The sequence below is a fragment of the Ruegeria sp. O4 genome (assembly GCF_056535125.1).
This window is the reverse complement of the sequence record NZ_JBQERO010000015.1, coordinates 53077-67302: the sequence shown is the minus strand read 5'-3', so window position 1 is coordinate 67302 and position 14226 is coordinate 53077. Positions and strand designations below refer to the sequence as shown.

The window sequence follows — 14226 nt, the reverse complement described above, 5'->3', positions numbered from 1 at the left end:
GGCAAATACATAGTTCCACAGCTACCGGCTATTTTAGTCCGGCAACCCTTGCGATGTCCCACACCGGGTGCGGTATCTCACGCGCACCGCGTCCGAAAATGATATCAAATGGCACATGATAAACTGGTGCGATACTGATCGGCTGCCCAGTGTTGTGCAGATCGCTTTCGTAGACCGCACTGTCCCGCGTCACCAGCACCCAACTGTCAACTGCATTGCCAATTATGCTTTCACCTGCATGCAACGGTGCATCTGTTGCTCGAATGAAGTAGTCCGCCGCGGCATCTTTCCGCGGTGACATCCTAGCATACACGTAAACCGACAGCGCACCGGCCATGTATCGTTCTTCCAACTCGGCCTGTGTCCAGATTGGTGGAAAGGCCTCGTCGATCAGTGCCTGAACTGCGCCGATTTCTTTTGGATCGGGGAATGGCCCAGCATCGACTTCGAACGCGATACGATCGGCCAGATCCCGGGTCAAAGTGAACGGTCGCAGCGTTTCAGGCCAACTGATCCAGAGACTGATCGCCAGCCCGGTCAGTGCACAGGTAAGAGCTGGCGTAGGAGCCGCCTGAACCGGACGCAGGCGCCAGAATATGATCAGCGGTATGATCATTGCAGGCGCGAAATGATGTGGCAGAATGCGGTAAGCCTGTACATAAAAGAACAAAACATACGCAATGACAGACAGCGTCAGCACTCTGGACAACTTGTCCTGCCAGCGCCAAGCCAGTAAAGCTAAGCCGGGCAAAATTCCACTGGGTAACAACCAGAACAGAATGCGCCCGGTATCAAATATCGTAATGAAGCGCAGGCGCTTCAGGATGCTGCTGGTATTGAACTCTGTGGATAGGCTTATTACTCCCACCACCCCCAACAGCATTTCAAACAGCGATGCCAAAACCAAGATGGCCAGAGCAATCCCCCCCCCAATGATCACCTGTCGGAACGGGAAAGGGCGGGTTAGAAGAAAATAGGATATCAGAAAAAATCCGATCAGAAGAAGACCGTTCGGCGCAGTCAGCAAGGTCAAAGTGGATACAACCGCCATCCAACCGAACCTGCGCTCGTTGAAGAACAGGATATAACCCAGCACCCCCAGCAGGATCATCGGTTCACGCGCCATGGGCAGTGCGATGTCAGCGAAATACGGATTGTAGGATGGGTTGAATGCCATCACAAAAGAAAACAAAAGGAGAGCCATACCCAGCCCAAGCACTGCCCGCACATCGCCACGCGTTTCGCTGGGGCGCACAAAAGCGAGCATAACCCCGAACAAGATCGAAACACCCGGTAGATAGGCAAGGCGAATAGAGATTTCATACGGTCCGAATATCCGCATAAACCCGGCCTGCAGGAATGTTTCCGTCATCATTTTAGGGGTTGGATACCCTCCGATTGCACCGGATTCCGGAGGCCAGAATGGCAGACCTCTAGTTATAAACAGCATTGCGTTCAGAAAGCTGTGTGCGCCGTCATCGTTCAGCACCTCCCAATAGAATTTAGGAGACATCAGCAACAGTACAGCCAGAGGCAGCAGGACCATGCCTGCTATATCACAGCCTCTGCCCTGAAATATCTTGGGTTCAGAACCGCTCGGAAACAGGTAAAGACCCATCAGGCAAAGCAGCAGGATCAGCACTATGAAAGCGGTTTCGGTCATCTGAACACTGCTGACAACCTGAACCAGCGCCGCGATGGCGGGGACACCAAACAGTGAAAGTGTAAACCCTTTAAGTAGCCAATGTTCAAACCGATCCCCGGACGTGCGAATTCCCCATGCCAAAATCAGACCGGGGGCCAGAAAAAACGCCGAAGCCGACAAGGCAACTAGGGGAACCCAGATGTAAAGAAATAGCGCGTCATCTGCCACGAAATAAGGGGATGCTCCGTCCGCCAAAGCGGCTTTTGCAGACAATGTTGCCGCAATATCCTGTCCGACCAGCAAAATACCGGCTAGTGCAATCAAAAACAAAGAAAGGCGCAATACCATCACATCTTATATGAACTCGTCAAAATGTAGCAGGTGAACATTACCCAATGCCGAATATCGTTCCATTCGACCACCAATGTATTGGTAACATGCAAGTCATATTGTGCTGTCAGTTTTTTACCGAATAGGTGCATTACACGTGTGATGCGACATCAATACAGCAGATTAGACAGCATTGGCGGGCTATCGAAAACAAAAGAAGCGCCTCAATACTCGGTGTCAGAGCTGGTTCCGGAAATATGTCGGAACAAGCTGATCTGTTTTCAGTTCCATATTACACGCTTGGAAGCGCACCTTGAACGGTACGTCGCACGACCTTGCACAACGCACCGAATCCCTACACCAGATTACTCGCTCTGCCCGAGATGGTGTCGTCCCGTCTCAAAGCGCCGCCCTGTTACTAAGATTCTCTGAAGAAGTCTGGTTCTTTTGCTTGGGCTTGGCTTCAAACTCTTCGTGATAAGAGCGCTCAACATTGACGTCCCAGACGTCATAGTTCTCGCCCATGATATTGCGGGCGGCATACATCGCCGACAGCATCGAATGATCCTGATTGTTGTAGCGATGCAAACCATTGCGCCCCACGGTCTGGAAATTTTCCAGCGTCTTCAGCCAGTCGCTGACCGTGTCCAGTGCCTCTTTGTATTCGCTGTCATAGACGGGATAGGCCTTGGGCTGCCGGATAACCGCGTGATCAATGACATCTCTGGCCTTGGCCAGACCAAGCTTTTCAAGCTCTTCACTCGCAAGATGCCTGAGGTCTTCATCACTTGACGACCACAACCCGTCACCTTTCTGGCAGAAATATTCCATCCCGATCGAGGCTGTATTCTGATCGGGCAGCATTTCTGCAGACCAGGCTCGGAAATTCTGGATGCGACCAACCTTCACCTGTGGGCTGTGGATGTAAATCCAGTTGTCCGGGAACGGATCGGCGTGATCCAGGATCAGGGTCACGATCAGGAAATCACGATATCGCAGACGGTCTGCCGCCTCGACGACCTCGGGCGGCGGCGGCGGATCAAAAGCATGGATCAGATCACGAACGGCCATCGAATTGACAAATTCTTCGCCCTCCACCCGTTCGGTGTGTTTTTCGCCATCTTCAGTCCAGTGGCGCACATCGATCGAAGTGACGCGATTGCCATCACGGTTCACCTGGACCACTTCGGAACGGGTTTCGACCGAACCGCCCTTTTCCTGGATCAGATCGCGGGTCTTTTCCCACATCATGCCAGGACCCAGACGGGGGTACTGGAATTCCTCGATCAGGCTGGCCGTATCATTGGCACCCGAAATCGCATTCCAGACCGCCTTGGGCAGGGACAGGTTCTTGATCCGCTGCGCGGCCCAGTCGGCCCGGATTTCCGACGGTGGAATACCCCAGACCTTCTTGGTGTAGCTGTGGAAGAAATGCATGTAAAGCCGTCCGCCAAAGCGATTGATCACCCATTCTTCAAAGGTGTCTTCCTGCGGTTTGGGCCGAATCTTCCATTTGATGAAGCTGCCGATGATCTTGTAGGTCTCGTAAGGGCCTATGTTGCCAAGGGCGTTGAAGATCCGCAGCGGATAATCATAGAACTTGTTGCGGTAGAAGATGCGGCTCATGCGCTGCACGGTGATGAAATCGTCCCCCATCACTTCGTGCCACATATCCTCGACTTCGCCAACTTTGGTGAAGAACCGGTGTCCGCCTATGTCAAAGCGGTAGCCCTTATGCGTTTCAGTTCGCGAGATGCCACCAACCATGTCCGAGGATTCAAACACCCGGGGAACATGCGCGTCGCTCAGTTTTTGAAGTTCATAGGCAGCTGTTAGCCCTGCAGGGCCACCACCGATGATGACAACGGGAACAATATCTTTTTTCAAATGACTAACACCCATACCAAAACACTGACCTAAGGCTACAAGAGGTTATCTGGGATTCACAACAAAATCCTGTCAGCTCCCGAAACGGGGCTCCTGCGCTTTGAGCTCCACCCCTTCCGCGCAGAAAATCAACCATCCAGTTTGACGAACCGCACTTGCGTCCTTCTTTGCAAATCGATGTCAGACCCAAACCGATTTGCCTGTGCCGAAAGTCGGTCCCGGCTGTGCGAGGCCGACGGTCCTTCACACCGCCCGAAACAGTACGCGTTTTCCACAATACCCTGAAACATAACGATGATTGTTGACTGGCACAGCCAACCAAGACTCCCCGTCCGGAAGCGAAACATACATTGAATCCACACACCTCTTGCTCGGCGCTCTACCTGAATCTTGAACGCATTTTTCAGGCTGCGTCTGTGATGTCCTTCACTATATCGACGGCCCGAAAGGGCGCGTCAACAATATCGTCTCTTTCTCCCCATTGTGTATGGTTGAGCGCCAAGGCAACAGGAAATTCAGCGCCACACGACTCGTGGCTTTGTGAATCTTGACAGGGTGGCGGCGCTGTCGTCCTAATGCGTGCGAATGTTTGCAATAACCCGGATGCCCAGATCCGGGTTAAGACGAGTGTATTGGTAGCCAGTCTCGTTGTTAACGAGGGAGCAATTTTATGAAGTGCGTTATTCTGGCCGGCGGCTTAGGCACGCGGCTCAGCGAAGAAACCGTCAAGATACCAAAACCCATGGTCGAGATTGGTGGTAAGCCGATCATCTGGCATATCATGAAAATCTACGCGGCCCATGGCGTCACGGATTTCATCGTCTGCCTGGGGTACAAAGGTTATGTCATCAAGGAATTCTTCGCGAATTTCTTTCTGCACAACTCGGACGTTACGATCGACCTGGCCAATGGCGGTCTTGAAATTGCAAACAGCAAGTCAGAACCGTGGCGCGTGACATTGATCGACACCGGAGACAACAGCCAGACTGGTGGGCGACTTCGCCGGGTCATGCATCTGCTCAAGGATGAAGAGGCGTTCTGCCTGACCTATGGCGACGGTGTTGGTGATATCGACATTCGGGCCGGGATCGATTTTCACCGGGCGCATGGCAAGCTCGCAACCGTCACGGCAGTTCCTCCGCCCCGCCGCTTCGGCCAGCTCGAGCTGCAGAGCAATCAGGTCCTGAATTTCTCTGAAAAACCCGTCGGGGATGGTGGGCTGATCAATGGCGGGTTTTTCGTGCTGTCCCCCAAAGTGGGCGATTACATTGATGGCGACGATACCGCCTGGGAACGCAGCCCCCTGATGAACCTGACGCGCGATGGCGAGCTGATGGCCTTTGAACATAAAAGCTTCTGGCAGCCCATGGACACTATTCGCGAACGCCAGGAACTGGAAGAACACTGGGCCACAGGCAATGCGCCGTGGAAAATCTGGGAATGAGTGCGAGCGCGTTTTCCGGACGCAGGGTGCTTGTAACCGGGCATACCGGATTCAAAGGCGCCTGGCTGGCTGCCTGGCTGGCCGAGGCTGGTGCAGAAGTCGCCGGATACGCCCTTGCCCCCGAAACGAAACCCAATCTCTGGGCATTGCTGGATCAGCGCAAAATAAGGTCGGTCACCGGCGACCTGAATGATCGTGCGGCCCTGGACCGGATCATCGCGGACACCGACCCTGAATTCGTCTTTCATCTGGCGGCGCAATCCCTGGTCCGGCGCTCCTATCGCACTCCGGTTGAGACCTTCGCCACCAATGTTCTGGGCACAGTTCAGCTTTTGGACGCACTGCGTGCAGCCCCGAGCCTGCGCGCGGTGGTGGTGGCAACCTCTGACAAGGCCTACGAGAATGTCGAACAGGTCTGGGGCTATCGCGAAACCGACCCGATGGGCGGGCATGATCCGTATTCCGCATCGAAGGGTGCGACCGAAATAGCGGTCGCAGCAATGCGGCGCAGCTATTATTCACCGGATGCCGCCGATCCACATCCGGCCCGGATTGCCAGCGCACGCGCGGGCAATGTCATTGGCGGTGGCGACTGGGCCGAAGACCGTTTGGTTCCCGATATCGTGCGCGGCTGTCTGAGCGATGAAGGACGCGTCGTATTACGCTATCCCGACGCAATCCGCCCCTGGCAACATGTTCTGGAACCTCTCAGGGGGTACATGATGCTGGCCCAGAAGCTCGAACAGGACGGTGCCTTCGCAGCGGGATGGAATTTTGGCCCCGAACGTGACGATGAACGCCCGGTTCTGGATGTGGCCCAGGCGGTCATCAAGGCGCTTGGGCAGGGCCGGATCGATATCGACACCCCGGCGGATGCGCCGCATGAGGCCAAGATGCTTCGGCTGGATGTATCGCAGGCGCGTGCACTTCTTGGCTGGCGCCCGGTCCTGAGTTTTGACGACACCGTCAGGCTGACGGCAAACTGGTATGCGGGCTGGGCCCGCGGCACTCCGGCAACCGAGCTGTGCCACGCCCAGATTGCCGAATTCGAAACACTGAGCATGAGACAGGTATGACCGGCACGACCCATCCCACCTGCCGCCATTGCGGCGCGGATCTTGAGATGACGCTTGTCGATCTCGGACTGTCCCCTCTGGCCAATTCCTATGTCGACCCCGCGAAAGCGGACAAACCGGACCCGGTCTATCCGTTGCACGCCCGCGTCTGCACCGAATGCTGGTTGGTTCAGGTGGATGATGTCGTACCGGCGGAAGAGATTTTTTCGACCGATTACGCCTATTTCTCCAGCTTCTCGGACAGCTGGCTGGCCCATTGCCGGGATTACGTGGAAAAAATGGTCGACCGGTTCGATCTCGGGCCGGATGATCTGGTGATCGAGATCGCCTCGAATGACGGATATCTGCTGCAGTATTTCGTTGAAAAAGGCATCCCGGTTCTGGGGATCGAACCTTCAGGCAATGTGGCGGCGGCGGCACAGGAAAGGGGTGTGCGCACGCTGGTCGATTATTTCGGTGAGGCGCTGGCCCGAAAGGTTGCTGCGGTCGAGAAACCCCCGGCCCTGATCGCCTCGGCCAATGTGCTGGCGCATGTGCCTGACATCAACGATTTCGTTGCTGGCATCGCCACCCTGCTGACGGGGGACGCGGTCTATACAGTTGAATTCCCGCACCTTCTGAACCTGATCAAAAGCGTGCAGTTCGACACGATCTATCACGAACATTATTCCTATCTGTCGCTGCTGGCGGTCGAGACAATCTTTGCCAAGGCGGGTTTGCGCGTCTTCGACGTCGAAGAGCTGCCGACCCACGGCGGATCGCTGCGGGTTTATGCCTGCCTTGAAGGGGCCAGCCACCCCGAAGGGCCGGGCTTGGCCAAGGTCCGCGCGGATGAGACTGCGGCACAGTTCGACCGGCCTGAAGGCTACATGAATTTCACCACTCAGGTCGAAGCGCTGCGCGATGGGTTGCTTGCCTTCCTGCGTGAAACAAAGGCGCGGGGCGACACGGTTGCCGCCTACGGTGCCGCTGCCAAGGGCAATACGCTGCTGAACTATGCCGGGATCGGCCCCGATCTGATCTCTTACTGCGTCGACCGCAACCCGGCCAAGCAGAACACGCTGCTGCCTGGCAGCCATATCCCCGTGCATGGAGTCGAAGCCCTGCGCGAGGCGCCGCCGGATTACGTGCTGATCCTGCCCTGGAACATCCGGGATGAGGTCATCGGGCAACTGTCCGACCTGAAGGTACGGTTCGTGACCGCCGTGCCGGAAGTCAGGATCAGCTGATGGCACGGGTTCTGCTGACCGGCGCAACCGGATTGATCGGACGCGCGACGGTTCCGGCTCTGACACAGGCGGGCCATGAGGTGGTGACGCTGGGCCGCAACCCGGCAAGCGACATCCCCTGTGACCTGCTGGACCCCAGCGCCACCACAGCAGCTCTTGAAACAGCTCGCGCCAGCCATCTGGTTCATCTGGCCTGGCATGACGGACCACGCGACCGCTGGGCTTCCCCGGCCAATCTGGACTGGATGGCCGCCACGCTGCACTTGGTGCGGGAGTTTGCGCGCATCGGCGGGCGGCGTGTGGTCTGCGCCGGAAGCTGTGCCGAATATGACTGGTCGGTGCCGGAGCTGACCGAAGCAACACCTTTGCGGCCCCGGACCCTGTACGGGGCCGCAAAGGCTGCGACCGGTCTGGCGCTGTGCGCAGGCCAGGATGCGCTTGGCCTGTCTCTGGCCTGGGCCCGCATCTTCTTTGTCTACGGACCGGATGAACCGCCGGGCCGGTTGTTTGGCGATCTGATTTCAAATCTGAAGATAGGCGAGCCCGTAGATTGCACCGATGGACGACAGGAACGGGATTTCCTGCATGTCGATGATCTGGCGCGCGCGCTGGCGCTTTTGCTGGAAACCAATGTCACCGGCGCGATCAATATAGCAAGCGGCACCGCCGTCCCGGTCCGGCAGTTGATTGAAGAGGTCGCAAACCAGATGCATCACCCTGACCTGATCCGGCTGGGGGCTATCTCCCGCGCGGCAAATGATCCCGACCGGCTGGCAGCGGATGTAACCCGGCTGCGGAAGGAAGCCGGATTTACCCCGCAACATGATATCGTCTCAGGGGTGGCGGACATTCTTTGTACAGAAGGGGCCCGCGTATGAAAAAGCTGCTTATCCCCCGAAAGAAATCATTCATGCGCTTCGCTTTGGTCGGGGTACTGAATACGGCGTTTGGCTATGCGCTGTTTACCGGCCTCAGCCTGTCAGGCCTGCCACCGCAAGCCGCACTGGCGATTTCGTTTTCTGGTGGAGTTTTGTGGAACTTCATGACCCACGCCCGGCTTGTCTTCGACACCAAGGGTTTTGGGCGTTTGCCCTATTACGTGCTGTCCTATCTGTTCGTCTACGCGTTCAACGCCCTTTCGCTTGAGGGTTTGCTGTCCGCTGGTCTGCAACCGATCATCGCGCAGGGGTTACTTGTTTTGCCTACCGCCATCCTGGCCTTCATCATGATCTCCAGGGTGTTGACGGGTCACTTCCCCTGGCAGCAGAGTGTTTGAAGATGATTAAAAATAACATTCCGGCACATTGGCCATCGAAGTCCAAACCGACCGTGGAGCCTAAAATTTGACATAAGAACTGTACCGCGAGGATAGTTAACTAATGCGTCTTTACCTTGCCGATCTCGGCCATAACCTCGTTACCGCTACGTCGGACACCTATCCGCTGGGTGTCGGCAATCTTGCTACTTTTGCCAAAACCTATGCCAAAAGCCCGACACCGTTGGAGGTTGCAATCTTCCGCGACCCTCAGGAATTGAAGGCAGCCATTGATGCGGCGGTACCCGACATCATTGGTTTCTCAAGCTATTCCTGGAACCACCACCTGGCCTTGTCCTTTGCCGACTACGTGAAAGCGATCAATCCCAATGTTCTGACCCTCATGGGCGGCCCTAATTTTCCGTTGACCGAAGAAGAACAGGACAGCTGGATCCGGACCATGCCACAGATCGACATGCATGTGCGCGGCCCCACCTATGAGGGCGAGCGTGCATTCCTCAGCACGCTGCAACGGTTCATCGATGTCGGCGCCCGCCGCGAAGGCATGTGGGAAGAGGCCGTCGATGGCGCGCTTTACGTGCATCCGAAAACCGGAGAGATCCTGCGCGGGAGCGAGCCGCCCCGCATCCGCGATCTGGACGAAATCCCGTCACCCTATCTTGCCGGGCTGATGGACAAGTTCTTTGATACCGGCCTGTTTGCACTGATGCAGCTGGCCCGCGGTTGTCCGTTCACCTGCGCATTCTGCAACTCGGCGGTCAAATCGAACTCGAAAGTTTTCCGCCATTCGTTCGAGCGTACCAAGGCCGATCTGGATTACATCGTGGCCCGCATCAACCATGCCAGCCCCTTGTGTTTTGCTGACGATAATTTCGGCATGTATGTGCAGGACGAAGAAGTGGCCGACTATCTGGGCCATCTGATGGATAAATACGACTGGCCCAAATACATCCGGACAACCACCGGAAAAAACCGCGGCGACCGGATCATCAAGGTGATGCGTAAGGCCAAGGGCCGGTTGCCAATGACCTCATCGGTTCAGTCCCTGAATCCGGTAGTTCTGAAGAACATCAAACGCGACAACATCAGCCTGGATACCTATACCGAGGTGCAGCAGGAGCTTCATTCAAAGGGCATGCAATCCTATGGCGAGCTGATCCTGTGCATGCCGGGTGAGACCAAGGAATCCTTTATGGATGCGGTCGACAAGCTGATCGAAACCGGTGTCAGCCGGGTGGCGGCACACCAGCTGATGCTCCTGCATGGCGCGCCACTGGCCAATCCTGACAGCCGCAAAGAATTTGGTTTCAAAACCCTGCACCGGGTCGTTGCCCGATGCCTGGGCAAATATAACGGCCCAACCGTGGTCGAGACCGAGGAAATGGTGGTCCAGTCCGAGAATTTTTCGTTCCAGGATTATCTGGACACCCGTGTTTTCCATCTGCTTCTGACGATCTTCTATTATGAAAACAATTTCGAAGAAGCCTTCCGGCTGGCGCGTTCTCTGGACATCCGACCGTTCCAAATCATCAAACATATGCAAAAGATTCTGGATCAGGCACCGGAGCCGTTCCGCAATGCATTGGCTGGTTATCTGGAAGAGAACCAGGCTGAGCTGTTTGAAACCCGCGCCGATTGCGTGGCTTGGGCGCAGGACAATTACGATGACCTGATCAGCGGTGAACTGGGGGGCAATCTGCTCAGCAAATACTCGATGATTGGCCGGTTCATTGTACTGGACGAAGCGCTTGTTTTCCTGAAGCGGGCCATCTCGGACCTGCTGGATGAAGGTGATAACGAAGCGCATGCGATGCTTGATACGATCATCAACTATTACAGCGCCGTGATGCTGCATGCTCCCTTTTCACAGAGTCTGGAGCATGAACCGGTCTGGAGTTCGTCATTCGATGTCGAGGCCTGGCGAAATTCGGGGTATGAAGGCTCCTTGCGTGATTATCAGTTTGACACCCCGCGTGAGTTCCAGACGCAGGTCGATCCTCGTGTGAAAACGACCCTGCTGTCCCGGATCGACACCTTTGGCGAGCATGCCTCGGGGTTGGGCCGGTTCACGCGCACGATGTTTGCCAATGATTTCAGACGCAACTTTGTGGCCGCCGAAAACCAGCACGCTGCTGAGTAATTGCGCTCGGGAAAACCCGACTGACCCGGGGCGTGTCAGTCTGCGTCGCGCAGGTAAACAACCTCGCGTCCGGGGAAGGCAGCGATAATAGCCGCGTTCTGATCCGGCCCCAGATCATTGAGGAAGATTGGTTTGTTCTGTGGCAGAAACGGATCGTTGAGATAAAGCGCAGACCCGATGTCTCCTTTTGCCGAGACAAAAATCAACGCATTGCCCAGATCAGCGGCTTCAACCTGTCGCCTGATGTCACCGCTATACCCGCCATATCCGTCATATTTCGAAACACCACGCCAGGATGTGAAACTGACAACCGAAATGGCGCAGAGCAGCAGAACAACACAATGCAGGCGGCCGCGATACTGCTCGGGCAACCGGTCATTGATCGCCTCGATCCCGGCCGCGGACAAAACCAGGATAGGCAGCAATGCCGTGTGCCAATAGCGCGGTCCGAGGTAGAAGGTGCCTGTAAACCAATAGAAGAACAGAACAGCCACGAGGGCCGCAAAGATCACCAGCATCGCACGGTCAAACCCGGTCAGATTTTTGTGCCAGATAAAGACGATCCAGAACGGAACCAGCGATCCGAATGTCCAGCCCAGAAGTTCGAGGTTAAGCGAGGCAATCGCGTTGATCAGGTTCAACACAGCCTCGACGGGGCTGTGTCCGATCCAGATATCCAGCGCCCCCCAGCTTTGGGCGGGCGGCCCTACATTCTCGCCAAACCCAAACGCATTTCGCGCATCCGGCCACAGGCGGCTAAGATAGTCGGCTTGTGCGGTCAACAACGGATCGCCCGTGATCGCTTGATTGACCAGAAAAACGACAGACCCGGACAGGATGCCCCCGACACCACAGGCAAGCACTTGCCCGATCCCGGCAGGCAGTCGGCGAAGCACCCACAGGCCTGTCAGACCACCCACGATCAACCCGTCCAACGGTCGGGTGACAAATCCCCATCCCAAGGCCAACCCGGCGGCAAATGCCAGGAATACCGCCCGGCGGGCAGACCCCTCTCCGGCCCGGATCAAACACCACCAGGCCAGTAAGATCGTCACCAGCATAAGCGCGTGGTTCATCAGCGTGGCCCCGACAGCCAGCACCCAGGGTGAGGTTGCCATAAGCAACGCGACCATATCCGCGCGTTCCCGGCTGACAGCCCGGCGGACAATGTCATGAGCCAGCCAAACCGATATCCCGGTCAGGATCGGATTGATCACCCATGGCGCCCCGACCAGCACCCCAAGGCTCAAAACGATGGCCCAGCCCTGTGCCGGAACACTGATCCATTTGCCCTCATGTATTTCGAGAAGATAATATTCCAGTGCGGGGTGTGCCGCTTCGGGCGGGGCCGGAGCCCAGAGCGTGCCAGCCGCAAAGGTCCGTGCCTGAAAAAGATAGGCCAGCTCATCCTCGACATGGGGCACCTGATCGAACGCCGTCCAAGCCAGTATGGCGCTGACCAAAGTCGCAAACACCGCCAAACCAGCCACCGGGATTCGCGGCATGTGGTCTGGCCCAACCACAACAAACATGGCCAGTATCGTGGCCAGTTGAACCAGTGACAACACACCGCCAACACCGATCTGCAAGCCATAGGCCACATGATAGCCATAGGCGATATAAGGAGTTGCCGACAGGCTGAAAACCGCAACCAGAACCATCAGCAGAAACAGGCGAAATATCCCCGCTTTGGCAAAAAGACCGCCGATGGCTGCGCGCCCTGAGGGCCGTATGAGAACAACGCCGATCACCGCCGCCTGCATCGCCAGTATCGCCAGCATGATCAGGTTCTCAGGCGGGTCCGCAGAAATCTCAAGGCGTGGAAACCAAAGCGGTTGCGTCAGCCACAGCCGGGCTGCGCCACCCAAGAGAGCTATTGCGCTCAGAATGCCAAACAGAACCTGACCACGCAGCCAGAAGAAGCCCAGAAAAAACACCGAGGCCACCACCATGCACCCAAACCATATGCGCAGCTCGGGCAGAGTTGCATTGGTAATCGGTGCGTCAACAGCCCAGGCCGGGCTGGCGCAGAGCGCCATCACAAGCGCAAGGCCGCACCATTTGCCGCGGCTCAAACCGGCAATCATGCCAGATGCTCGTCTCTAGTCAGTGCCGGGTCCCGCGCAGGACCTTCAATATTGATGCGCTCCTGCTCGGTCACGATGGGGCCGCCGCGTACCTGATTGTGGATCGAGGTGATGTATTCCCCCAACATTCCAATAAACAGCATCTGGATACCTGACAGGAAAAACAGGGATACGATGATGGTTGTCGTCCCGCGTGGTGCCTGATCGGGATTAAAGAAAAACAGAACCGCGGAAATGAGCGAAAACAGAATACAGCCGGCCGCAATCACCAGTCCGCTGATCGTGCAGAACCGCATCGGGGCACGCGTGAAAGAAAAAATAGCATTCAGCGCCTGATCGGTCAGCGCCATCAAGCTGTGCTTGGTCAAGCCGCTTTTCCGCGCCTGCCAGACATAAGGTTTGATGATCCGGCGGAAGCCGCAGCTGGCAATGATGCCACGGATATAAGGGTAGTGGTCATTGTGGGCCAGCACTGCCTCAAGCACTTTGCGGTCAATCAGTTGAAACTCTCCGACCGATGGTTCCAGCCAGACGTCCGACAGACCATTGACGATCCGATAGAAAAGGCCGCGTGCGTTGCGCATCACGAACCCTTCCTCTCGGGTACTGCGGGCACCGGCCACCACGTCATAGCCGCTTTCCCACAACTCGACGAACTCCGGGATCAGCTCAGGCGGGTCCTGCAGGTCAACAGGCAGCATGACAACAACCCCGTCACCAGTGGCATAGCGCAACCCGTTGAAGGTTGACCGGAACACCCCGAAATTGCGGGCATTGACCACCACTTTCACGTCCGAATCCTTTGCGGCGATCTCGCGCAGGATATCCACGGTCCGGTCCGTGGAGGCATTGTCGATGAAAATATGCTCGCGCCTGTAGCCCGGCAGTTCCTTGTCGAAAATCGACTTTACGGTTTCATAACAATTCGCCACGTTGTCTTCTTCATTGAAGCATGGCGAGACAATGGAAATTGTTTTCATAGCTCTATTTAACATCAAACAGCACCGCTTACCCCAACAATACCCGGGTATAATTATATCATCCCGCGAAGTTCGGGATTCGCACAACATCTAACCTGCGGGAATACCATGAAATAACGTGTGCTCATCGCA

The 14226-nt window shown here is 56.2% G+C and carries 10 protein-coding genes; 6 read left to right on the top strand and 4 right to left on the bottom strand.

Features of this window, described 5'->3' with window-relative positions:
• Window positions 1-28 precede the first annotated feature (28 nt).
• Both ACR0J7_RS15690 and ACR0J7_RS15685 read right to left on the bottom strand, forming a co-directional pair.
• Window positions 29-1993: a hypothetical protein gene (locus ACR0J7_RS15690; RefSeq protein ID WP_480871317.1), complete on the bottom strand. Its 1965-nt coding sequence runs from the start codon at window positions 1991-1993 to the stop codon at window positions 29-31.
• 381 nt (window positions 1994-2374) lie between these two features.
• The gene (locus tag ACR0J7_RS15685) at window positions 2375-3862 is read right to left on the bottom strand and encodes an NAD(P)/FAD-dependent oxidoreductase (RefSeq protein WP_480900695.1); all 1488 of its coding nucleotides are present in this window, start codon (window positions 3860-3862) and stop codon (window positions 2375-2377) included.
• Between the two features lie 670 nt (window positions 3863-4532).
• On the opposite strand from ACR0J7_RS15685, the gene rfbF reads away from it, so the two are divergent.
• The 6 genes from rfbF (at window position 4533) to ACR0J7_RS15655 (ending at window position 11027) form a co-directional block, all read left to right on the top strand.
• Window positions 4533-5306 (top strand): glucose-1-phosphate cytidylyltransferase, encoded by a 774-nt coding sequence (rfbF, locus tag ACR0J7_RS15680; protein ID WP_480871319.1) that lies wholly within the window; start codon window positions 4533-4535, stop codon window positions 5304-5306.
• Complete coding sequence (rfbG, locus tag ACR0J7_RS15675) at window positions 5303-6382, top strand: CDP-glucose 4,6-dehydratase (RefSeq protein ID WP_480871320.1); 1080 nt, start codon at window positions 5303-5305, stop codon at window positions 6380-6382. The genes rfbF and rfbG overlap by 4 nt, the downstream gene beginning before the upstream one ends.
• On the top strand, window positions 6379-7611 hold the full coding sequence (locus ACR0J7_RS15670) for a methyltransferase domain-containing protein (RefSeq protein WP_480871321.1): 1233 nt from the start codon (window positions 6379-6381) through the stop codon (window positions 7609-7611). Before rfbG ends, ACR0J7_RS15670 begins: the two co-directional genes overlap by 4 nt.
• Window positions 7611-8489 carry an NAD-dependent epimerase/dehydratase family protein gene (locus tag ACR0J7_RS15665; protein WP_480871322.1) on the top strand — a complete coding sequence of 293 codons (879 nt, stop codon included), beginning with the start codon at window positions 7611-7613 and terminating at the stop codon, window positions 8487-8489. The genes ACR0J7_RS15670 and ACR0J7_RS15665 overlap by 1 nt, the downstream gene beginning before the upstream one ends.
• A complete protein-coding gene (locus ACR0J7_RS15660; protein WP_394389142.1) occupies window positions 8486-8887 on the top strand; it encodes a GtrA family protein in 402 nt (133 codons plus the stop codon). The genes ACR0J7_RS15665 and ACR0J7_RS15660 overlap by 4 nt, the downstream gene beginning before the upstream one ends.
• A 103-nt stretch (window positions 8888-8990) precedes the next feature.
• Window positions 8991-11027: a B12-binding domain-containing radical SAM protein gene (locus ACR0J7_RS15655; RefSeq protein ID WP_480871323.1), complete on the top strand. Its 2037-nt coding sequence runs from the start codon at window positions 8991-8993 to the stop codon at window positions 11025-11027.
• Between the two features lie 35 nt (window positions 11028-11062).
• Here the strand turns inward: ACR0J7_RS15655 and ACR0J7_RS15650 are convergent, their stop codons facing one another.
• Together ACR0J7_RS15650 and ACR0J7_RS15645 are read right to left on the bottom strand one after the other, a co-directional pair.
• Entirely contained in the window at window positions 11063-13114 is a 2052-nt protein-coding gene (locus ACR0J7_RS15650; RefSeq protein ID WP_480900692.1) for a glycosyltransferase family 39 protein, read from the bottom strand.
• Complete coding sequence (locus tag ACR0J7_RS15645) at window positions 13111-14094, bottom strand: glycosyltransferase family 2 protein (RefSeq protein WP_480871325.1); 984 nt, start codon at window positions 14092-14094, stop codon at window positions 13111-13113. Before ACR0J7_RS15645 ends, ACR0J7_RS15650 begins: the two co-directional genes overlap by 4 nt.
• Window positions 14095-14226 lie beyond the last annotated feature (132 nt).